Origin of the sequence: Paenibacillus sp. FSL K6-3182 (assembly GCF_037976325.1) — a bacterium.
Classification (GTDB): Bacteria; Bacillota; Bacilli; order Paenibacillales; family Paenibacillaceae; genus Pristimantibacillus.
In genome coordinates this window covers 7,237,822-7,259,312 of the sequence record NZ_CP150265.1, presented here as the reverse complement: position 1 = coordinate 7,259,312, position 21,491 = coordinate 7,237,822, and the positions used below count along the sequence as shown (strand labels likewise).

Below are 21,491 nucleotides of genomic sequence, written 5' to 3'. Positions count from 1 at the left end.
GCAAATAATCATTTCCTTAGATTATGAAGAGAAAAGGCTGATAAGACAAGGGGGATTAAGGTGGTAATCCATTCACGGAACATAGGAGTACGCGCAGGCTGTCGCTTTTTTATCGTGCTGCTTATCCTTTTCATTTGCGCTTCATGCACCGCTACTTCTGCTCCAAATGAGCGAAAAGACGCAAACACAAAAACGACGATCTCCATTATGGCACCGCTGCACTTTCCCCATCCGCCAAGTGAAGAGATCATTGCGCTCATCGAGGATTTAACAAATGTGAAGCTTGATATTAACTGGGTACCGGATGGCATCTACACAGATAAAATGAACACAGCTCTCTCCACAAATTCGCTGAAGAAGGCGACTTTCGTGAAGCATACCGATTATATTTTTGTGAAAAATGCCATTCGCTCGGGCTCTTTCTGGGAGATCGGCCCTTATTTGGAGCGGTTCCCGAATTTAAGGCATTTGAATAGCGGCATTTTGGGGCAATCCGCAATTGATGGCGGCATATACGGGCTTTACACGGAGCGGCCATCGTCTAGACAAGGCGTTATTATAAGGGAAGACTGGCTGGATAATCTCAAGCTGGACAAGCCAGGAACGATTGAGGAGCTGTATGAGGTCATTCGGCAGTTTACGCTCGGTGACCCGGACCGTAATGGAAAAAAGGATACCGTCGGACTGGCTGACCGTAATGATTTGGTATTTGGCGCCTTTAAGACGCTGAGCTCTTATTTCGGCACGCCGAACAACTGGGGTATCGTCGATAAGAAGATAGTTCCTGAGTTCGAAACGGCAGCCTATATGGATACGATGAATTTCATGAAGAAGCTGTATGATGAGCAGCTCATAAACGCGGATTTTGCGGTAACGAGCAAGGAGATGCAGCGGGCTAACATTATACGAGGTGCAGCAGGCGTATATATCGGCAGCATGACCGACGTGCAGAGGCTCTCGGATGAAGCGAAGCAGATCAATCCTGCTGCGCGCTTCACCTTGGTGAATCGCATTCAAGGACCGGATGGGTATCGTGTCTGGTCGATTCCGAATTATAACGGGCTTTATTTATTTTCCAAAAAGGCGATTCGGACGGAAGAGGAGCTGCTGGAGCAGCTTGCGTTCTTTGACCGTACGATGGATAAGGATGTTGCCAATCTTATGCGGTACGGGATAGAAGGCAAGCACTATCTTATGGAGGGTGAAGAGGTCCTACTGCCTGAAGAGACGTCACAGCTGCGTGTAACCGAGGTCAACGCGCTTTATCCGCTTATGATTGCCGATCTAAGCAATCCGAATGTACGGAAGGTAGCAGAGAAAGAAACGATGTGGGAGATGGCGGAGCGTCTCAGCGCAGATAACGATAAGTTTCTCGTGACGGACAAGGTCATTGGCCTTGAATCGAAGACGTACGATGAGAAGAGCATGGAGCTGTACAAAATCATCTCCGACGCGACATACAAATATATTCTCGGACAGATTAGTATGGAAGGATTTTATCAGGAGGTGGAACGCTGGAAGCGCAGCGGCGGCAGCTTAATGATTAGCGAGTATACGGATGCGTATTTCAAGAAGCAATGATCGGAGTAAATTCCAAGTGACAGCATATTAAAAGAGCAGTAGGCAATATCATTATTCATAGAGCAGCTAAGCAGGCTATTTAATCCCTGCGTGGCTGCTATTTTTTTTGCGAGAAAAAATAGCAGAGAATTTATATGAGTATAAAGAACTAGGTACAAATAACGATTTTATATTAAAAAAGATATATAATTGTCGAAAAATCCCGTAATTTGTTTAGAAATTGCATAGAACAGCAGTATATAATAAGAATCTGCTTAAGTGTTGGCAGAAAGTGAATAAGACGACATGGAGTGTGACGTATGATGAAACCTGATTTTTTCCAAGAAGTACATAAACTCGGATATGATAACGAATGGAGATACCAGCTGCTTATACGAGGTCTGCGCAACATACAAGAAGAGAAAAAGACCCAAGGTTTTTTTAAGAAGCTGGAGAGAAGATTCGTGAACAAATATAAGAAGATCAAGGTTTCTGCTTGGAAGTAAAGGGCGCCATGAAATAAGTGCCATTTCATATAAAATACATGATTTGAGGGTGAAGAGCGATCTTCACCCTTTTTGTGTTGCGGTATTTAGTCAAAAGTGTCATCAGAAGCGGTGATAATCATTAGCTCAGATGCCTCTAAAACGATATGCCATATGAACAAATGATTGTTTCGGCACTCTTCTTCCAGGTGGTAGCTTGAAGAGGTAGCAACCAAAACGATATATGGAGGTCAACGCTGTATGAAGAAAAAATCGTTTTCGATTCTGATGGGCGTAGTTTTGACATTTAGTTTATTGCTCGCAGCTTGTTCTAGCGGCAGCAATAATGGAAAAAATAATACGCCGCCAGCAGCAACCAATGACAGCGCAGCAAAGACGGAAGAGACAGACAAACCGGCAGAGCCGGAGAAGCCGACTGAAATTACGATCATGCTGCCTCTTAACATCGCAGAGACACCGCCAGATACAATCAAAAACGAGCTGGAGAAGCTGACGAACACAAAACTAACGTATCAATTTTTTCCGGCAGACACGTATGAGGAGAAGCTGAACGCATCCTTTGCGACGGGCTCGCTGCCGCAGGTTACTTATTTGAAGAACCAAGCGACCTTCGTTCAAATGAAGGAAGCGATCAGGGACGGTCAGTTTTGGGAAATTGGACCTTATTTCAGCGAGTTTCCTAACCTGAGCAAGCTGAAGGAAGAGATTTTGAACAATACAAAAGTGGATGGCAAGCTATATTCGTTATACATCGGCAGACCGCTTGCTCGACAAGGCATTATTTATCGCAAGGACTGGGCAGATAAGCTTGGCCTCGCCGCACCGGCAAACGTGGATGAGCTGTTTGCGATGATGGAGAAATTTACGACAGGCGACCCGGATGGCAACAACAAGCCGGACACGATTGGTTTAGCTGACCGGAATGATCTCGTATATGGTGCGTTCAAAACGGCCTCCGCATGGTTCGGCACGCCGAACAACTGGGGTGAGCGGGACGGCCAGCTTGTTCCAGAGTTTACGACGCCTGAATATGCAGCCACGATGGATTTTATCAAAAAAATTCGCGACGCCAAAGCGATGAACGTAGACTTTGCAGCGACAAGCAAAACAGATCAAGTCAATATGTTCACGAGCGGCAAGGCAGGCGTATACATCGGCTCCATGCAGGATGTCGACTCACTAGTGAAGGACCTTGTTAAAAACGTGCCGACCGCAGTCGTTGATACACACAGCATGATCGCTGGACCAGACGGGAAGCTGGCATCGTGGTCCATTCCGGGCTACAACAACGTAGCCTTATTCCCGAAATCTGCGATTAAAGACGAAGCCGAGCTGAAGAAAATTTTGGCTTACTTCGATCAGCTGATGACGCCGGAAGTGGCGAACATGATGTTCTGGGGCATTGAAGGCACTCATTATACGGTAGTGGATGGCAAGGCAAAAGCATCGGCAGATAAAGAGCTGACGGAGCGCGAGGTCAAAGGCTTTAAGGACAGCGTTATTGGTGAGCCGGAAACAAACGGTATGTACGATGGTTTCCACGAGCTTCCGGCGAGAATTCATGCGGAGCAGCTCATTATCGAGAACGAGAAAATCGCCATTGCCGATCCTACTGCGCCGCTTGATTCGAAAACGTATACCGAGAAAGGCACGGAGCTTCAGGAAATTATAAAGGATGCCACTTACAAATATATTTATGGATCGATTGATAAGGCTGGATTCGACAAAGCGGTTGAGGATTGGAAGAAGCGCGGTGGGGCTCAGATTATCGAGGAATACAATGCTGCTTACAAAAAATAAAGAATAGCCCATAGAGGCTGCTCGCATGCTCGAGCAGCCTCTATAACCTCCCGTGGAAAGGAAGAACCCATATGCAAGAAGCTCATCAGGAAAACGCGGTTCAACTGGTAAGGGTACCTCAGCCTAGAACGAGCGAGCTTAAGAAGCGGCTTTGGAAAAACAAATGGCTCTATGTCATGCTGCTGCCGGGCGTGCTTTTCTTTATTATTTTTAAATATATTCCGATGTTTGGGCTTGCCATTGCCTTTCAAGACTATAAGCCGTTCAAGGGTATTGGCGGGAGTGAGTGGGTTGGCTTCAAGCATTTTGAACGTTTGTTCACGGAGCCTGATTTTTTGAACATTTTGACGAATACGCTGCTGCTGTTTGGCATGAATTTATTGTTTTATTTTCCGATCCCGATTCTGCTGGCGCTTATGCTGAACGAGGTTCGATTCTCTTTTTTCAAACGGACGTTTCAAACGCTTGTGTATTTGCCGCATTTTATGTCTTGGGTCATTATTGTGTCGATCAGCTTCGTCATGCTAACGTCGGACGGCGGTATCGTGAACGAGCTGCTTGAGTACTTTGGATTCGAAAAAGTCAATTTCCTGCTCAGCCCCGAGTGGTTCAGACCAACCTATATCATTCAGGTGATCTGGCGGGAAGCGGGTTGGGGAACGATCATATATTTGGCGGCCATCGCCTCCGTCGATCCTGGCCTCTATGAGGCAGCACGTATGGATGGAGCGGGTCGGCTTAGACAGGTATGGCATATTACGCTGCCTGCCATTCGCAGCGTTATTATTATTTTGCTCATTCTAAAGATCGGCGATGTGCTTGAGCTTGGCTTCGAGCATGTTTACCTGCTGCTGAACTCGATGAATCGCGAGGTTGCTGAGATTATCGATACCTATGTCTATACGGCTGGACTTAGACAGGGGAAATTCAGCTACAGCACGGCGATTGGCTTCTTCAAATCCTTTATCGGGCTTGTGCTTGTAATAACGGCAAATAGGCTCGCGAAGAAGATGGGCGAGGAAGGCATCTATTAGGATAAGGCGCTCGAAGATTAAGTCGCCAGAAGCTTCACTACAAAAACTTAAGGAGGATTCAGCATGGTAGAGGATAAAACGTTTAGCGGGCGGCTATTTTCCATTGTGAACTTCACGCTCCTTGCCATTATCGCGCTCGTTACGGTGCTTCCGTTTCTGCATGTTGTTGCCGGATCATTCACCACAAGCGCTGAGATGGCGATGAAGAAGTTCATCCTCGTGCCAACGATTTGGAGCTTTGATGCCTATAAATTCATATTCTCGACCAATACGATTTTTCGTGCCATGACGGTATCGACCGGCGTTACGATCGTCGGTACCCTGTTCAGCATGTTCACAACAGCGTTGATGGCCTATGGCTTGTCGCGAAGAGATCTCGACGGACGCAAGGGAATTATGTTTCTCGTCGTATTTACGATGCTGTTCAGCGGCGGACTCATTCCGACATTCCTCGTTGTGCGCGAGATGGGGCTGATCGACAGCTATGCAGCGCTCATTATTCCGTCGGCAATCAGCGCATTCAACCTTATTATTTTGAAAAACTTTTTTCAAAATATACCCGAAGGGCTTGAGGAATCTGCCAAAATCGACGGCTGCAACGACTTTGGCATCTTGTTCCGTATCGTGCTCCCGCTATCGATGCCCGCGATCGCTACCATTTCATTATTTTACGCGGTCACGTATTGGAATACGTATCTCAGTGCGATTCTGTACTTGGATGACAGCGCCAAATGGCCGATTCAAGTGCTGCTCCGCCAAATCGTCGTGCTGGCTAGCGGCCTAGACTACAGCTCCGACCTGGATGCGGCGGTTCCGCCGCCGGATCAGACGGTGAAGATGGCTGTCATCGTTGTAGCGACGCTGCCTATTCTGATCGTATATCCGTTCTTGCAAAAGCATTTCGCCAAGGGTGCGATGCTGGGCTCGATTAAAGGTTGATGTTGTTTGAGCTTGAACTGTTACAGTGGAAAATGGAGAGGAGTACTGTTTGGATGCGAAATGATGTGAAAATGACACCTATCGATTGGGCGAGAGCCGCTTGTGACTCATTAATGGACACCTATTTGCCAGAAAAGCTTCCTCCTGCTGGCCGCTGGCATTATCACCAAGGCGTGTTTCTTTGCGGGATGGAGATGCTGTGGCAGGCGGAGGGGGATGAACGTTACGCTGCTTATATTAAGCGCTACGTAGACAAGCTGGTGGATGAATGCGGCAACTTTGATTTTGCCCGTGACGAGCTGGATGCTATCCAAGTGGGGCTGTTATTGTTCCGTTTAGATGAACAAGGCGATGAGCGTAAATACCGAATCGCAGCCGATAAGCTGCGCGGCCTGTTCGACACGCTGCACCGCACCTCGGAGGGCGGCTTTTGGCACAAGGATAAATATGCATACAATATGTGGCTGGACGGCTTGTATATGGGCGGAGTATTTGCGCTAAAATATGCGAATGCCTACGGAGATATAGGGCTGCGCGATTTGGTGCTGCATCAAGAGCAGCTGATGCGCCGCTATATGAGAGATGAGAAGACGGGGCTGCTCTATCACGCTTGGGATGAGAGCAAGCAGATGCCTTGGGCAGATCCTGAGACCGGCTGTTCGCCAGAGTTTTGGGGTCGGTCACTTGGTTGGTACGGTCTTGCAGTGGCTCAGTTTCTTGATGAAATAGCGGAAGGCGAAGTGGGACGTGCTGAGATGGAAGCCGTGCTGGCTGATTTCTCCCAGTCGCTGATTAAGTATCAGGATGGAGAGAGCGGGCTCTGGTATCAGGTCTTGGACAAAGGCCATTTGGCTGATAATTGGCTGGAAACTTCTTGTACTTGTTTGTTCGTTTATACGCTAGCAAGAGCCTATAAGCTTGGCCTTGTAGGAGATGAGTGCTTGGATGCGGCAAGGCGCGGGTTTGAAGGGCTTGTTCGAGTGGTGCAGGCTGACAAGCAGGGGCGTTTCATCCTGCCGGATATTTGCATTGGCACCTCAGCTGGCGATTATGAAAACTACGTCACGCGCCCAACGAGCCAGAACGATCTGCACGGCGTCGGTGCTTTCATTATGGCATGTGTTGAGATGGAGTCGCTTGTTTATCGGATGGGGTAGCGGATAAAAGAGAAAGCTCTGCGGCAGAATGAGCCGCAGAGCTTTGTTTAAATGTGCGCTTAGCACCTGTTATCCTTAATAAGCTAATTTAAAGCACCTGTTCCAGAAAACGTGCAGCTCTCTCGCTTTGCGGCTTAGTGAAAAACTGCTCGGGCTTCGTTTTTTCAACAAGCTTGCCGTTATCTAGGAAATAAATCGTATCCGCAGCTTCGCGGGCAAATTTCATTTCATGCGTAACAATAAGCATCGTCATGCCGCTGTCGGCAAGGCTGCGAATAACATTAAGCACCTCTTTGACCATCTCAGGATCAAGCGCAGAGGTTGGCTCATCGAACAGCAGGATGTCGGGTTCCATCGCTAAGCTTCTTGCGATCGCAACGCGCTGCTTCTGACCGCCGGATAAGCGGGATGGATAACTATCTGCTTTGTCCGAGAGACCTACGCGAGCTAGCAGCTCCATCGCTTTCTTACGGGCTTCCTGCTGCGATACTCCTTTGACCTGAATCGGAGCAAACGTAATATTGTCGATCACGGTCATATGCGGGAATAGGTGAAAATGCTGGAATACCATGCCGATCCGCTGCCGCACGCGGGCAATATTTGTTTTGGGATCGGTAATGGCTGTTCCATCTATTGTAATCACGCCGGAAGTCGGTGTCTCCAGCATATTTAAACAACGTAGAAAGGTGGATTTCCCTGAGCCGGATGGTCCGATTAGAGCAACGACCTCTCCTTTTTCAACGGTTGTTGTAATTCCTTTTAGCACTTGGTTTTTGCCGAAGGTTTTTGTTAAGTCGATTACATTAATCACTGCGGCGCAGCCTCCTTTCAAGCATTCGAGCAAACGATGTTAAGACGAGCACAAGCACGTAATAGATTGCAGCTATAAATAATAATACTTCGATGGAGCGGAACTCAGTGGAGCGCACTACATCTGCACGGCGCATCAAATCGGATACCCCAATGACAGATACGAGTGACGATTCCTTAAGCAAAGCAACACATTCGTTCACGAGCGCCGGCAAAATATTACGAAGCGCCTGCGGGAATATAATGCGAAGCATCATCTTCCGGTACGGAATGCCGAGTGCAATGGCAGCCTCGCGCTGTCCTTTGTCCACGGCCATTATGCCGCCGCGGATCGTTTCAGACAAATAGGCAGCTGAATTGAGTCCGAAGGCAAGGCCAGCAGCCATTAATGCAGGTATATCGTAATTGAATAGCTGCGGCGTTGCATAATAAATAATGGTCAGCTGTACAAGCAGCGGCGTACCGCGGAATATAGATGTATAAGCGGTTGCGAACCACTCGAGCGGCTTAATGCCGGATATTTTGAATAGGGAAAGCACTGTACCCCACACAAGTCCGAATAATGCGGATACAAAGGTGAAGAGCAGCGTGACATATACACCCTTCAGAATGTAAGGAGTGTATCCCTTCAGTATACTGAAGTCGATGTTCAAATTAAGCAGAGAATTGGATTGTTCCTTCTCAGCAGTAAACCATTTCTGTACGATTTCATCGAGCTTGCCGTCGTCCTTCATTTCGGAAAGAACACCATTAAACTCGTTCACAATAGTGGACTTCTTAGGAAATGCAATGGCATAACCATTTTCTGCCGATTCAGCGGGCAGGAAATGCATCGCCAAACCGGGGTTAAGGTTGGTCATCTCAATAGCAACAGCGTCTTCTACGATAGCCGCATCGACGCGGCCGGTGTTCAGCTCTTGAATAAGATCTGGAATCTTATTAAGTTTCTTAAGCGTGGCTCCTTCAATCGTTTCTGCGTAAAGATCCTGTGTGGAGCCAAGCTGCGTCGCGATTAGTTTACCCGATAAAGAAGCTTCTGTTTCGAGCGGTGCAGACTTCTTTGAGACAATCGTATTGCGGGCAGCGTAATACGTATCAGAGAAATCGACATTTTGCCTGCGCTCATCCGTGGCGGACATTGCGGACATGACGAAGTCGACTCGGCCGGTCTGAAGCGCAGCAACAAGCCCATTGAAATCCATGTGTGTGATTTCCAGTTCGTATCCGAGCTGACTAGTGATATACTTGGCTATATCGATATCTAATCCAACGAATTCGCCGTTGTTTTTGGCATCGACGCTTTCGTAAGGTGGATAATCGGCGGATGTGCCCATTATTAGTTTCTTTTTTTGACCATTAACTGTGGTGCTTGATGCACTCTCTGCACTAACGGAATAAGCGCTGCTTTTCCCCATAGGGAAGGCTTGTCCAAGTCCGATTAGCAGAACCGTAAAGACGATAAGCGATAAATAAATGACTTTGAGCTTTTTTCGATTCATGGTGTCCTCTTTCTTCTAAGTTGATAGGTTTAACAGGCTTATCTGTCATCACGAGATGAGTGTATATTGATATAATAGCTCCGTTTCAGCCGTATGCGCCTGCAACATTAGAAATTATATGGTGTTCACTATCCTTTGTAAATAACCAAAGGTTTGCTTTTGTGAAAATTTCAGCATATTTATTAATACCCACTTATATTTATGCTGAATAATTTATGCGAAAAGACTGCATTTATTGAAGAAATTAGTGCCTGCCATTTTTGTTTGCATATTCGAGATTTTGACAGTCGTCATTTGATCAGAATTACTGTTATAATATCCAGATAGAAAGAAAACTATTTTTAGATGAAGGGAGGTGAGTACATTGTTCGAGCTTGAACTGCATGACATCATACCGTATCTCATTTCAATCAGCTTACTTTGTTCATTAGCGTATGCTTACGCTTCGCATCTGCATTCTGGTGCCTATGAGTACTGGGAACGGAATCAGGTTGTAAGTATAATGTATAGTTTGCTGCCGCAGGTATTGATTCGTTCAATTCCGCTGCATCATTGGTTAGTTCGCAAGGTAAAGCGGAAAGAATCGCCAGATGATGACATAGCAGACTGTTCCAACTCGTTTGTTCAGCTATTTTCAAACAAACGAGGAGGATTTTTATGCAAACGAACAATGTATTCACTTCTTTAAAATACGGACGTGTATTAATGGCCGGTTTGATGCTGGCAGGTCTGCTTCTAGTAAGCGGTTGTAGTACGGCTAGTGGAACGATTGATGGAAATACACCGGGTATTTTTAACCACTATGTCATTTACCCATTATCAGCGGTGCTTCAATATCTGGCTGATATGTTTGGCGGAAATTACGGTTTTGCGATTATTGGCATTACACTTATGATCAGACTTGTTCTACTGCCGCTCATGATGCGCCAGTATCGCTCTCAGAACCAGATGAAAACAAAGATGGCTATCCTTCAGCCGGAGCTCAAGCAGCTCCAAGATAAATACAAAAACAAGTCAGATGCAGCATCCAAGCAGAAGCTGCAGCAGGAAACGATGCAGCTTTACCAGAAGCATCAGGTGAATCCGCTCGCTATCGGGTGTTTGCCAATGCTCATTCAGATGCCGATTTTGATGGGTCTATATTCCGCGATCAAGCTTACGCCAGAGCTGGCGGATCATTCGTTTCTTTGGTTTAAGCTAGGCTCGCCGGATATTGTTCTGCCGATTATCGCAGCGCTCGTTTATTTTGTACAATTCAAGGTTTCGCAGACGACGCAGCCCAATGCGAATGCTGCACAGCAGAAGCAGATGGCTTTCATGGGTTACCTATCTCCAATACTGATGGGCGTATTCGCTCTATCGGCACCGGCTGCTATCTCACTTTACTGGGTAACAGGTGGGTTGTTCATGATTGCACAATCTTATTTAGCCAAAAAAGTGTACGCGCCGAAGGTGGATGTCGCACTCGAGGGCAGCGCCTAAATTTGAAGGAGACGATCAGATGTCAGTCGGTGTACTCGCTCATTTATTCGGAAGCTTGCCGTACAAGGAGCTCGCTCCTAAGGTTGCGGAGAGCGGCTTCAGCCATGTGCAGCTAGCTTTGTGGAAGGCGATTAGCGATGTTGATTTCAGCAAGCCTGGGAACTTAAGCCCAGGCCTTGCGAATGCAATCGGCGAGCAGTTCGATAAGCATGGCGTTTCGATTTCGGTGCTTGGCTGCTATGTTCATTTATTTGAACGAGACGAGCAGCTGCGCCGTGCCAATGTGAATCGATTCAAGGAGCTGCTGCGTTATGCGAAGTATTTCGGAGCGCCAATGGTAGCTGCGGAAACGGGACGGAATGAAGGCGGAGACTACACTGACCGAGATTGGTCCGTGATGAAGGCGACATTAGAGGAGTTAGTAGAGGAAGCTGAGAAGTGGGGCGTCTTTGTCGGTCTAGAAGCGGCAAACGACCATTTAATTGGAACTGCTCCTGAGCTGGCTCGGATGCTGGGGGAGGTTCCTTCCTCCAATATCGGTGTCGTTATTGATCCTGGCAATCTGCTGACATCTTCTAATTTTGCGAGGCAGGATGAGGTCATTGGGCAAGCGTTCGAACTGCTCGGTGATCGTATTATTGCGGCTCATGCGAAGGATCGCATGCTGCTCGGGAGTGGCGAACTGGCTACCGTAACGGCTGGCCTCGGACAGATGAATTATGAGCTGTATATGAAGCTTTTGAATCAATATAAGCCGCATGTACACATCATCATGGAAGAAGCGAAAGAGCATCAGATGGCGGAGTCAAAGGCTTATATAGATGGAATTCGTGCTCGTGTATAAGGGCTTAAAAGTGAAAAACAGTAGACCATGGGAAATCCCGAGGGCTGCTGTTTTTGTTTTTATATATTGGAAAAGACGGTTTAGCCCGTCCTATTCAGTTGGGATTTGATCTACATTACCTGAAGTCGGAACATTTCGAAGCAGCACAAGTAATTTTTTTTTGGAATCAGCATGAACTACTCCGCGAAAAACCTGATGTTTTGTATGGATGTCGAGTGAAAATTTTGTATGGAAAGGATCTGTTTCCGTCAATTGATAATAAACAACATCCTCCCAAGGGATGACTGTTTTTGCATGGTACACGCCATCTTCACCAATTGAATAATTGATTTTACCGCCAGAGAATATAGTGGTGAGCATAATGGGAAAAACATACGCAAACCAGTGCTTATAAACGATATCCGTTAAACCAAAGATAAGCAGTATCCATAAGGTCGTAACGATAGCTACATATGATAGCACCGTGAGCGTAAATTTTTTGTCGGGAATAAGGAAAGATGGATTATAAACTTGAACATTTTTTTTGGATTTTTTAAATATCCGAAATTGTTTATGCTCATTGTAGAAGGACCAAATGAGGATCAAGCAGCTGAGGATGTTCAATAGTAATGTAAACAAAAAATCGATATGCAATTCGGTCGCTCCTCGTATATTTGCTGTAGTTGTTAGTGTAAAAGAAAATATCCGATAAGGTAGAGGAGATACTGAAAGCAGTGAAAAAAGAAATGTTACTCTTCCATTGATTATAGAGATGACAATACTTTTGTACCAAGGGACTAAATTCCTATTTCATTTAAATTATATTTGATTTAAAAGAGCGCAAGCAACGAAAGATAGTTTGGTAATTTCCGAAAGAGGTTTTGCGTGCATTAGCTAAACGCAGACTACAGTAGTAAACTTTATTACAGAGCCAAGGGAGGCACATCGTGAGCCATAAAATATGGATGGGTATCGGAGTAGCTTTAAGTTTATTTTACGGATACGATTTGATCAAGCAGTGGGTAGACACTCAGGCAATATCTTATTTTCGTCTGCTGCTCTTTTTTGGCTGCCTTTTGCTCGTGTTTACTCAGTGGACTGAAATGAAAAAGAAAGCTAAAAAAGATTAACTATAAGTAGGTGTAGATGCTAGGACCTCATTGCGACCTATAAAGAGAAGTCAGTTAAGGATTTATTTTGGGAAAAAGTATTATCGATTTAAGCGTTATCTCGATTGGTATTTTGGGGAGAAAAAGTTTGCGAAACATCGCCCCAACCATGATCTTCTGCCTTATCAGGTTTTTGAACATCGCACACCACTGCTTCGTAAGCTGCGGGATGTGGATATGTGGCTGCAGCATAATAAAATTACAAACCTTGCAATTGCCTCGAAAAAAATAAACGGCTTAGTGATCAAACCGGGTGAAACCTTCTCGTACTGGCGATTGATTGGGAACCCTGCAAAAAGAGATGGTTATGTAGATGGCATGATTCTGCACTATGGGAAGGTGACTACAGGGATAGGCGGCGGGTTATGCCAATTGTCAAATTTAATTTATTGGATGACCTTGCATTCTCCTCTGACGATTACGGAGAGGTACCGACACAGCTACGATGTTTTTCCGGATTCTAATCGAAACCAGCCTTTTGGCAGCGGGGCAACCTGTTCCTACAATTATTTGGATTTGCAGATTAAGAATGAAACGAATCATACCTATCAACTGTGTTTGAGTCTAACGGATACACATTTAGTTGGGGAATGGCGAGCTGAAATACCTCGAATCAAAACATACGAAGTATATGAAAAAGAACACTGGATCACTCATGAGTTTTGGGGCGGTTATGTCCGGCATAATAAAATATATAGAAAAGTGTATAACACAGAGAAATTGTTATTAGAAGATGAGTTTATTACAGAGAATCATGCAATTATGATGTACGAACCACTACTGGGTGATGCAGCGTATTCTATTAACAGTAACGGATAAGTTGGCAAAATAAATCGATGTACAAAGAACTAACACTCACTATAAAAACATGAAGCCCTTCGCATAAAGGGCTTATTTGCATTGCTAATTGATAATGATTATCACCACTGGTATACTGAAAATAATAATATTTAAGTAGCGTCCTGCGTAAATAATGAATCTATTTGTTTTAGGGCAGGCTTAGGGGGATTATGATGGACTCAGATAACAGTCTTCTAGAGGAGGAGCGCGTTCGGTCGCCGCGGGTAGATTTGTTGAATATCCGAAGCTTTATGGAGGAGCATTACCATGAGCCTTTATCTGTTGACCAACTGGCTAAACTGGCAAACATCAGTCCAAAATATTTTGTAGACTTGTTCAAAAAAACATACGGTCAGAGCGCAATCGATTATTTAACGAATCTTCGCATCAATCGTGCCAAAAGATACTTGACCGAGTCGGATTTGCGGCTGCGGGAAATTGCATTGAAGGTAGGCTATAGCGATGAGTTTTATTTTAGCCGGAAGTTTAAGAAAGAGGTTGGCGTCTCTCCCTCTGCTTTTATAAAAAATCCTAGGCGGCGCATCGCGGCTTATTCGCCTGCTATCATGGGGCAATTGCTAGCGCTGAATTTGATACCTGCGGCTGCTCCGCTTGATTCAAAGTGGACGCCATATTACTACAATGTCTATCAAAACGAGATTAAGCTGCATATGAGCTATGGCGAGGAGAAAAGCGGGACAGAATTAAATAAGTTAATAACAGCCAGACCGGATGCCATTGTTGCAGGAGATGCTTTGCTGGAAGAGGAGAAGCAGAAGCTTGCTGGCATTGCCCCGACGTTATTTGTGCCTGCAAAACAGACAAGCTGGCAAGAACAGCTTCATCAAATAGCATTATTTATTGGGCGAGACCGTCAAGCCGAAGCATGGATAGAAGACTATAATCGGAAAGCAGCTTTTGCTAAACAGAAAATGAAAGAAGCAGTTGGCAAAGAAGCTTTTGCCGTAATTCGCATTAATGGCAATGGCCTTCATATGTACTGCAACAGGGCAATTCATGATGTGCTATATGAGGATTTGAGACTGAATCCCGCTTATAAGGGAGAGAAGCTCTACAATAAAGAAATATCCTTGAAGCAGCTTGAAGAGATTAATCCGGATCACTTGCTGTTATTGGTCTGTCCTGAGAGGGCTTCACGCACGTATTGGCTAACACTTCAACATCAAGCGGAATGGCGCAAGCTGAAAGCGGTAGAGAAAGGCAGCAGTTATCTAATTCCTTCGGATCCATGGTGTGAATACTCTGCTTTTGCCGTTAACCGAATGTTGGATGAGATGCTGCTTCTATTCACAGGATATTGTCCAAACCCATATGCGGATAAAGTCCATGGAAGCACCCGTGCGCATGAAATATAATCTTCTTAAATGAGAAACGTTATCACAGGAGGAGATTATTTTTATGCAGGCCAGAGACTATTCAATCATTAAATCGTTCAAAAAGGGCGCACTAGTGCTGCTCGTATTCATACTGAGCATCAGCCTTCTAACCGCATGCGGCTCGCAGGGTGAAACGGAAGTGACCAATCAAGAAACAGCAGTCCCGAACGAAACCGCAGCATCTGAAGAAGCGGAGACAACAGCTTCAACTCGGGTAGTGACGGATGAGTTGGATCATGAAATCACGATTCCGACTAAGCCGCTTAAGGTATTCGCTCCGTATATGGAGGATTCCATGATTGTCTTAGGCGTTAAGCCGGTGGCGCAATGGGCAGATGGGAAAAATGGGCAGTTATATTTGCAGGATCAACTGGCAGATGTGCCTAAAGTTAACTTTGTTGGCGGGCTTCCGCCCGCACCAGAGGTAGTCATGGACTTTGAGCCGGATTTAATTATTTTGCATACAGCCTTCTATGCTGAAAATGGCGTTTATGAGAAGTACTCCAAAATTGCGCCGACATATGTATTTAAAAATGCAGCAGGTGATCTGGTAAGCTCAGTCACAAAGCTTGGCGATTTGCTGGGCAAAGGAGCAGAGGCAGAACAGGCGCTGAAGGATTATGAGAAGAAGAAAGAGGAAGCGAAGGCAAAGCTTGCGCCTGTGGCGGAAGGCAAGAAGGCGGCACTTATCAATTTTAATGGAAAAGGCATGTATATGATTGGCGGCAACTATTTTGGAGGATACGTTCTATCGCATGAATTGGGTCTTGGAAAGAGCAAGCTGGTAGAAACGAAAAACAGTATGGATGTTTCACTTGAAATTATACCGGACATAGATGCCGATTTTATTTTTACAATGAACAACAAAGGTACGGGAACTGCAAATATGAAGGAGCTCACCGACAACGCGATCTGGAAGAACACGCCATACGCCAAAGCTGGCCATGTCTATGAGGTTGACGATACTTATTGGACAGGAAGCGGACTGATTGCTTATGGAAAAATCATTAATGATGTTGTAACGCTGCTTGCACCATGAGTCATAACAACATGAGCAGCCACTATGTCGAAGGCCGTTTTGAGCAAGTCATTTACTCAGATCATAAGCAGTTGGAATATCGAATAATGATAGCCATTCCGAGCGAGCCGCCTCCAGCAGAGGGATATCCGGTCATATATGCTCTCGATGGGGATGCTGTATTCGCTACCTTTGCGGAGGCAGCTCGTCTTCAAACACGAAAGCCGCATGGTTATGATCCTGTAGTTATAGTGGGCATTGGTTACCCTTCAAGGGAACCCTTTGAGATGAGCAGGCGATGTTATGATTTCACTATGCCAGCAGAGGTTCAGAACCTGCCTGCTCGCCCGAATGGGCAGGAGTGGCCAGAGCATGGGGGCGCTGACGCGTTCCTCCAATTTGTTGAGACGGAGCTGCGCCCAGCAATTGAGCAACAATATCCGATTAATACGACAAGACAGAGCCTGTTTGGGCACTCGCTCGGGGGTTTGCTAGTCCTTCATGCCTTATTTACAAGGCCTCAAGCATTTCAAAACTATGCAGCGGGGAGTCCTTCTATTTGGTGGAACCATCATGCTGTGCTGGAGGAAGCCGAAGCTTTTGAGAAAAGTTTCATAAAAGAGGGCAATCTACCGAGGCTGATGCTGACTATTGGTGCAGACGAGCTTCCGGCTATGGTGAAGGATGCAGAACAGCTTGCTGAGCGGCTGCTGCCCCTTGCGGCAAAAGGCTTTTATTCTGAAATGGTAAAATTTTGTGATGAGAGTCATGTCAGTGTGCTGCCAGCGGCGATAAGCAGAGTATTGAGGTTTGCGTTATCGAGCAATCCTAAGGAATAATCATTTAGTTTTTTAAGAAAACCTCTAGTCTACTGAAGCGTAGCTGGAGGTTTTTTTGCAGTCCTAACTGCTGATCGAAGCTTGTTTGGATTTAATGATTTTTTTGCCTATAAACCCTATCAAACCTAATCCAGCAAAAGCGAACATAATGCCCTTGTAGTCGTATAAAAAAATACGCATAATAATAAATCCAGCCAGTCCGCCGTAATAGGCGAATTCAAATATTTTTTTCATTTATATATCCTTTCTTGAAGCGCAGTCTCCAATCGGTCCAATTGCTAAATTATCTTTTGGTCATATTTGGTATAATACACTAAATTTAATAATTTATGTAGTGCTAAACATGACTTATGCAGTTCGCTGGATGAAATGGGAATTGTGATAATAAGGATGAAGAAAAGCATAACGTCCGTTGCCTGCTCCCCAATGTCAATTAATGATGATATACTTACCTAACACAAATGATATTGATAATCAAAATCAATTATTGGCGGTATGTAAATTAGAAAAAAATAAAATAAGGGAGCGCGGATAGATGCAAGAAGAAGCAGAAGCAAGCCAGGTATTTACACCGGAGATGATCGATACGATGGCCCGCATTTGGACACGCTCGATCATTACATTAATAGATGTGCGCTTTCAGAATGTAGCACCCCAATACCCGTTGGAGCAGTATAAAATGCCTAGCAGCATGTTTATCTATGCATGTGGAGGAGAAGCACAAATTCAACTGAATGAAACCACATTTGGAATGGAACGCTTCGGATTAGTTCACGGCGGGAAGGGGAGCCTGCTCAGTATTTCGCCTAAAGGGGAGAATGTGAAGACCTTTATGGTGTTTTACAAAGCAGAATTGCCTCTTTTTTTCAATAAGCATTTGCAGCTATTACTGGAGCAAGTGAATCCATTTGTTCAACAGTTTGGTTATACGCCAAGTAATCCCATTTTGCTGCTCGATTGGTTTCAACAGATGATAAATGGCTGGAACCGTGGCAAGGCGATGGATCAGCTGCAGGCAAAAATTTTTCTATATCAATTGATTCATGGGGTGTACAGAGATTTTGAGAGTGGTGAGATTCGGTATCTCCAGCCAGATCCAGCCGGTTCTGCCAAGATATATCTTGATAAACATTACAGGGAGCCGATTATGTTTCAAGAGATTGCTGATATGTTTGGGATCAGTGGCGGGCAATTGACGCGGCTGTTCAAAAAGAAGGAAGGGTTGAGCTTACAGGAGTACCTCATTCAGAGAAGGATCGAAGCTGCGTGTTATGACTTGAAGCATACAGAAGCAACCATTAAAGAGATCGCAACAGGATCTGGTTTTGCAGATGAGAAAAACCTGTTTCGGATGTTTAAGAAATATTACAAGATGACGCCAAGTGATTATCGGAAAATAAACGCACTATCCATGCAGGTTGATGGTATTGATAATGATTCTCATCTTCATTACAATAAGATGGAACTAGCGAATCTAGTCAAGTCTTATAGAGAAGGGGAATCAACCATGTTTGGACAAGTAAGAAGTAAAGAAATGATTTTGGCGGCCGCGATGAGCTTAATGCTGTTGTTATCGGCATGTACATCGGGGACGCCAGCAAATAACGGAGGAACGGTGAACCCTACGCCTGCACAGACACAACAAACGACACAATCGGAAGTCTCGGAGACGAAAGCTTCAGAAGCAGTCTCTCAGACCAGAACGATATCAACAGTAAAGGGTGATGTTGAGGTGCCTAGCAACCCTCAGCGTGTTGTAGTTGATTATTTGGTTGGTGATGTAATTGCCCTAGGTGTAACTCCTCTAGGTGTGGCGAGAGTGGCAAGGGGCGAGACAGAGGCTGTTTTTGCTAATCAGATTACAGACTCCATTAAAATAGCTATGGAGCCGGAAGATGTCATGACTCTTGAGCCGGATCTGATCATTTTAGCATGGGGCGATGAAAACTATGATGATTTATCGAAAATTGCCCCGACAATTTATGTCCCTTATGGTGATATGACTACAGAAGAGCGGATACATTTTATTGGCGATGTTTTGAACAAGCAGCAAGAGGCTAAGACTGTTTTGAATGCTTATGCCGGAAAAATTGAAGAAGCGAAGCTAGCCCTTCAGAATGCAGGTCTTTCAGACGTGACGATTACGATGGGGGAATTCAGTGATAAAAGTAACTACATCGCTGGAGCCAAGCATGCGGTTGGCGAGCTTGTTTATAATCAACTTCAAATGCAGGCACCGTCAAAAGTTCAAACTGATATTATTGACACAAATAAATATTGGGGAGATATCTCTATGGAGGTCTTGGCCGCTTATGTAGGAGATTATGTGATCGCCATAGGAGATACGAAAGTTCCTACTGATAATGCGGTTTGGAAATCACTGCCTGCTTTGCAACAGAATCATATCGTAACGGTGGGTACATCGCTATCTTGGTCCACGGATATAATGACTTCCAGTGCATTGATTGATCATATTGTAAATCAATTGCTGAAATTAGCTAAATAAGGTTTTTAATATAAGAGCAATGTTTCGAACTAGATTGTCATTAGGTGAGGAAAGGAACACATGATGAAAAACAAGCCTGAACAAAAACGCCGTGGGGCGATAAACTTCACCATTTACATGTTGGTAGGGCTTGGATTAACGGTTCTCATGTCGGCGGCATCGATTAGCTTCGGTGCCGCCGACATGAGGTTAGCGACTGCATGGGAGGCTATTTTCCGATTTGATCCAACTCTCACTGAGCATCAAATTATTCAAACCCTACGACTTCCCCGTACCGCAGCCGATCTGATCGTCGGATGCAGCCTTGCGGTATGCGGGGCTATTATGCAGGGGACGACACGCAATCCGCTGGCCGACTCCGGACTGATGGGAATCAGCTCTGGGGCAGCATTCGCGATTGCGCTTTGCCTGGCCTTTCTGCCGGGTTATTCGTATGGGCTGATGATGCTGTTTGCTTGTCTGGGTGCAGCGCTTGCGACCGGGATGACTTACTTCTTCGCGTCACTGGGCAAGCGCGGGATGACGCCTCAGCGGTTAGTTCTGGCAGGACTTTCCATATCTATGCTGTTTGGTGCACTCAGTCAGTATTTAGCGATTAATTATAACCTTGGTCGAGCATTAGCGTTCTGGACGGCAGGCAGTACAGTGGGGACTAAGTGGGGGGAATTGCTAATTATCTCACCGCTATTTGTTGGTGGCGTATTGCTGGCGCTGGCGCTGTCTCCATCCGTTACACTGCTCAGTTTGGGGGATGATGTGGCAAGTGGACTCGGTATTCGCAGCGGACTGGTCAAGGGTCTATCGACGATTATTGTGCTCGTGCTGACTGGATTGGCAGTTGTCATGGTTGGACCGGTCGGTTTTGTTGGTCTGATTACTCCGCATATTGTGCGATACATGGTCGGTGTCGACTATCGGTATATTATTCCTGCTGCTGCGCTATATGGTGCGTTGCTGACCGTATCGGCCGATCTGGTTGGCCGATTGATTAATAAGCCGTTTGAAACACCGATTGGCATTATATTTTCTATTATTGGTGTGCCGTACTTTCTCTTCCTGGCTCGCAGGCAAAGGAGGGAACTTGAATGATTAAGCAGCGTTATACGGTGCAGCGGGGCATCCTCGTCAATGTAGTGATTATGATGCTCATCCTTATGTTTGCGGTCATTAGCATCAATTCTGGCAAAATGAATCTCTCACCGCTAGAAGTGCTGAACGTTCTCCTCGGAAACGGTACCGACAAGCAAAATTTAATTGTGTTTGATTTTCGCTTGCCACGAATCTTACTGTCGATTTTGGTGGGTCTGGGGATGGGAGCGGCTGGGGTCGTAATGCAGAGTCTGCTGCGCAATGACATGGCTAGTCCAGGGACACTTGGGATTAGTTCGGGATCGGGTTTGTTTGTCCTGTTCTTTGTCGTATTTATTGCATCGACAGGAAAGAGCGCCTTTATTGCCTTGCCATTGCTGGCGTTTGTTGGCGGACTGTTGGCGGCAGGATTGATCTTTTTATTATCGTATCGCCGTGGGCGAGACATCTCGCCTATCGGTTTGATTTTAACCGGTGTCGCGCTCGGAAGCGGGTATGGGGCGCTGACCACCTTCCTGACGCTCAAGCTGGATGACTCGCAGATGAACTTTATGCTGCACTGGCTGGCGGGAAGCTTGTGGGGCGATGATTGGGGCTATATTACCATACTAGCACCATGGGTCTTGATTTTAATCGGCTATATTTTCTATAAGGCTCGCATGCTGAATACCCTCCATCTGGGCAATCAGATGGCACAAGGGCTTGGTCTTGCCGTGAAGCGGCAGTTTTTGGGGTTGTCGATCGCTGCTGTTGCTTTATCCTCTGGCAGTGTGGCCGTGGGTGGAAGCTTCTTCTTCGTTGGGTTGATCGCACCGCATATGGCAAGAAAACTGGTTGGGCCCGATCACAAATTGCTCGTTCCTGCTGCCAGTCTGACCGGGGGATTAGTCGTAGTCCTGGCTGACACGATTACGCGCACGGTTAGCCTTGGGGGAGATGTGCCGACGGGAATCGTTATTACGGTCATCAGCGTTCCTTACTTTCTTTATTTACTATCGAAGGCTAATTAGGAGGACAGCATGG

General features: G+C 45.7%; 21 protein-coding genes. 17 read left to right on the top strand and 4 right to left on the bottom strand.

Annotated features, from left to right (window positions below; genetic code table 11):
- Positions 1-60: 60 nt before the first annotated feature.
- The 6 genes from MHH56_RS31735 (at position 61) to MHH56_RS31710 (ending at position 6,996) form a co-directional block, all read left to right on the top strand.
- The gene (locus tag MHH56_RS31735; protein ID WP_339205502.1) at positions 61-1,581 is read left to right on the top strand and encodes an extracellular solute-binding protein; all 1,521 of its coding nucleotides are present in this window, start codon (positions 61-63) and stop codon (positions 1,579-1,581) included.
- A 299-nt stretch (positions 1,582-1,880) separates the two neighbouring features.
- Positions 1,881-2,066, top strand: a complete 186-nt coding sequence (locus tag MHH56_RS31730; RefSeq protein ID WP_076266352.1) for a hypothetical protein — start codon at positions 1,881-1,883, stop codon at positions 2,064-2,066.
- Positions 2,067-2,306: 240 nt separating this feature from the next.
- The gene (locus tag MHH56_RS31725) at positions 2,307-3,866 is read left to right on the top strand and encodes an extracellular solute-binding protein (RefSeq protein WP_339205501.1); all 1,560 of its coding nucleotides are present in this window, start codon (positions 2,307-2,309) and stop codon (positions 3,864-3,866) included.
- Positions 3,867-3,937: 71 nt separating this feature from the next.
- Complete coding sequence (locus MHH56_RS31720) at positions 3,938-4,900, top strand: sugar ABC transporter permease (RefSeq protein WP_339205500.1); 963 nt, start codon at positions 3,938-3,940, stop codon at positions 4,898-4,900.
- Between the two features lie 63 nt (positions 4,901-4,963).
- A complete protein-coding gene (locus MHH56_RS31715; protein ID WP_076266349.1) occupies positions 4,964-5,839 on the top strand; it encodes a carbohydrate ABC transporter permease in 876 nt (291 codons plus the stop codon).
- A 53-nt stretch (positions 5,840-5,892) separates the two neighbouring features.
- Complete coding sequence (locus MHH56_RS31710) at positions 5,893-6,996, top strand: glycoside hydrolase family 88 protein (protein ID WP_339205499.1); 1,104 nt, start codon at positions 5,893-5,895, stop codon at positions 6,994-6,996.
- Between the two features lie 88 nt (positions 6,997-7,084).
- Here MHH56_RS31710 and MHH56_RS31705 read toward each other — a convergent pair whose 3' ends face one another.
- Entirely contained in the window at positions 7,085-7,807 is a 723-nt protein-coding gene (locus tag MHH56_RS31705) for an amino acid ABC transporter ATP-binding protein (protein WP_339205498.1), read from the bottom strand.
- On the bottom strand, positions 7,800-9,305 hold the full coding sequence (locus MHH56_RS31700) for an ABC transporter substrate-binding protein/permease (protein ID WP_339205497.1): 1,506 nt from the start codon (positions 9,303-9,305) through the stop codon (positions 7,800-7,802). Before MHH56_RS31700 ends, MHH56_RS31705 begins: the two co-directional genes overlap by 8 nt.
- Positions 9,306-9,669: 364 nt before the next feature.
- Between MHH56_RS31700 and MHH56_RS31695 the strand changes: the two genes are divergently transcribed.
- From MHH56_RS31695 to MHH56_RS31685, 3 genes are read left to right on the top strand one after another with little or no spacing between them, the layout of a single operon-like run.
- Positions 9,670-9,993, top strand: a complete 324-nt coding sequence (locus tag MHH56_RS31695; RefSeq protein ID WP_076266345.1) for a hypothetical protein — start codon at positions 9,670-9,672, stop codon at positions 9,991-9,993.
- Positions 9,963-10,787, top strand: a complete 825-nt coding sequence (gene yidC / locus MHH56_RS31690) for a membrane protein insertase YidC (protein WP_076266344.1) — start codon at positions 9,963-9,965, stop codon at positions 10,785-10,787. The genes MHH56_RS31695 and yidC overlap by 31 nt, the downstream gene beginning before the upstream one ends.
- A 19-nt stretch (positions 10,788-10,806) precedes the next feature.
- The gene (locus MHH56_RS31685) at positions 10,807-11,631 is read left to right on the top strand and encodes a sugar phosphate isomerase/epimerase (protein ID WP_339205496.1); all 825 of its coding nucleotides are present in this window, start codon (positions 10,807-10,809) and stop codon (positions 11,629-11,631) included.
- A gap of 90 nt (positions 11,632-11,721) precedes the next feature.
- Here MHH56_RS31685 and MHH56_RS31680 read toward each other — a convergent pair whose 3' ends face one another.
- Entirely contained in the window at positions 11,722-12,264 is a 543-nt protein-coding gene (locus tag MHH56_RS31680; protein ID WP_339205495.1) for a DUF5673 domain-containing protein, read from the bottom strand.
- Positions 12,265-12,557: 293 nt separating this feature from the next.
- On the opposite strand from MHH56_RS31680, the gene MHH56_RS31675 reads away from it, so the two are divergent.
- From MHH56_RS31675 to MHH56_RS31655, 5 genes are all read left to right on the top strand, one after another.
- Entirely contained in the window at positions 12,558-12,740 is a 183-nt protein-coding gene (locus MHH56_RS31675) for a hypothetical protein (RefSeq protein WP_339205494.1), read from the top strand.
- A 30-nt stretch (positions 12,741-12,770) separates the two neighbouring features.
- Positions 12,771-13,598, top strand: a complete 828-nt coding sequence (locus tag MHH56_RS31670) for a VanW family protein (protein WP_339205493.1) — start codon at positions 12,771-12,773, stop codon at positions 13,596-13,598.
- 191 nt (positions 13,599-13,789) lie between these two features.
- The gene (locus MHH56_RS31665) at positions 13,790-14,995 is read left to right on the top strand and encodes an AraC family transcriptional regulator (protein WP_339205492.1); all 1,206 of its coding nucleotides are present in this window, start codon (positions 13,790-13,792) and stop codon (positions 14,993-14,995) included.
- A 43-nt stretch (positions 14,996-15,038) separates the two neighbouring features.
- Positions 15,039-16,055, top strand: coding sequence for an ABC transporter substrate-binding protein (locus MHH56_RS31660; RefSeq protein WP_339205491.1), 1,017 nt, complete (start codon positions 15,039-15,041; stop codon positions 16,053-16,055).
- Positions 16,052-16,873 (top strand): alpha/beta hydrolase-fold protein, encoded by an 822-nt coding sequence (locus tag MHH56_RS31655; RefSeq protein WP_339205490.1) that lies wholly within the window; start codon positions 16,052-16,054, stop codon positions 16,871-16,873. The genes MHH56_RS31660 and MHH56_RS31655 overlap by 4 nt, the downstream gene beginning before the upstream one ends.
- A 63-nt stretch (positions 16,874-16,936) precedes the next feature.
- Here MHH56_RS31655 and MHH56_RS31650 read toward each other — a convergent pair whose 3' ends face one another.
- Complete coding sequence (locus tag MHH56_RS31650) at positions 16,937-17,107, bottom strand: hypothetical protein (protein ID WP_339205489.1); 171 nt, start codon at positions 17,105-17,107, stop codon at positions 16,937-16,939.
- 301 nt (positions 17,108-17,408) lie between these two features.
- On the opposite strand from MHH56_RS31650, the gene MHH56_RS31645 reads away from it, so the two are divergent.
- The 3 genes from MHH56_RS31645 to MHH56_RS31635 all read left to right on the top strand — a co-directional run bounded on the left by MHH56_RS31645 (position 17,409) and on the right by MHH56_RS31635 (position 21,478).
- Complete coding sequence (locus MHH56_RS31645) at positions 17,409-19,379, top strand: AraC family transcriptional regulator (RefSeq protein WP_339205488.1); 1,971 nt, start codon at positions 17,409-17,411, stop codon at positions 19,377-19,379.
- A gap of 117 nt (positions 19,380-19,496) precedes the next feature.
- Positions 19,497-20,468 (top strand): iron ABC transporter permease, encoded by a 972-nt coding sequence (locus MHH56_RS31640; RefSeq protein WP_339205487.1) that lies wholly within the window; start codon positions 19,497-19,499, stop codon positions 20,466-20,468.
- Positions 20,465-21,478, top strand: coding sequence for an iron ABC transporter permease (locus MHH56_RS31635; protein WP_339205486.1), 1,014 nt, complete (start codon positions 20,465-20,467; stop codon positions 21,476-21,478). Before MHH56_RS31640 ends, MHH56_RS31635 begins: the two co-directional genes overlap by 4 nt.
- Positions 21,479-21,491 lie beyond the last annotated feature (13 nt).

Bases quoted from the DNA above. Each gene is read 5' to 3' on its own strand.
- MHH56_RS31730 (WP_076266352.1), top strand. From the start codon at position 1,881: ATGATGAAACCTGATTTTTTCCAAGAAGTACATAAACTCGGATATGAT.
- MHH56_RS31725 (WP_339205501.1), top strand. From the start codon at position 2,307: ATGAAGAAAAAATCGTTTTCGATTCTGATGGGCGTAGTTTTGACATTT.
- MHH56_RS31720 (WP_339205500.1), top strand. From the start codon at position 3,938: ATGCAAGAAGCTCATCAGGAAAACGCGGTTCAACTGGTAAGGGTACCT.
- MHH56_RS31715 (WP_076266349.1), top strand. From the start codon at position 4,964: ATGGTAGAGGATAAAACGTTTAGCGGGCGGCTATTTTCCATTGTGAAC.
- MHH56_RS31710 (WP_339205499.1), top strand. From the start codon at position 5,893: ATGCGAAATGATGTGAAAATGACACCTATCGATTGGGCGAGAGCCGCT.
- MHH56_RS31700 (WP_339205497.1), bottom strand. From the start codon at position 9,305: ATGAATCGAAAAAAGCTCAAAGTCATTTATTTATCGCTTATCGTCTTT.
- yidC (WP_076266344.1), top strand. From the start codon at position 9,963: ATGCAAACGAACAATGTATTCACTTCTTTAAAATACGGACGTGTATTA.
- MHH56_RS31685 (WP_339205496.1), top strand. From the start codon at position 10,807: ATGTCAGTCGGTGTACTCGCTCATTTATTCGGAAGCTTGCCGTACAAG.
- MHH56_RS31665 (WP_339205492.1), top strand. From the start codon at position 13,790: ATGATGGACTCAGATAACAGTCTTCTAGAGGAGGAGCGCGTTCGGTCG.
- MHH56_RS31660 (WP_339205491.1), top strand. From the start codon at position 15,039: ATGCAGGCCAGAGACTATTCAATCATTAAATCGTTCAAAAAGGGCGCA.
- MHH56_RS31655 (WP_339205490.1), top strand. From the start codon at position 16,052: ATGAGTCATAACAACATGAGCAGCCACTATGTCGAAGGCCGTTTTGAG.
- MHH56_RS31650 (WP_339205489.1), bottom strand. From the start codon at position 17,107: ATGAAAAAAATATTTGAATTCGCCTATTACGGCGGACTGGCTGGATTT.
- MHH56_RS31645 (WP_339205488.1), top strand. From the start codon at position 17,409: ATGCAAGAAGAAGCAGAAGCAAGCCAGGTATTTACACCGGAGATGATC.
- MHH56_RS31640 (WP_339205487.1), top strand. From the start codon at position 19,497: ATGTTGGTAGGGCTTGGATTAACGGTTCTCATGTCGGCGGCATCGATT.
- MHH56_RS31635 (WP_339205486.1), top strand. From the start codon at position 20,465: ATGATTAAGCAGCGTTATACGGTGCAGCGGGGCATCCTCGTCAATGTA.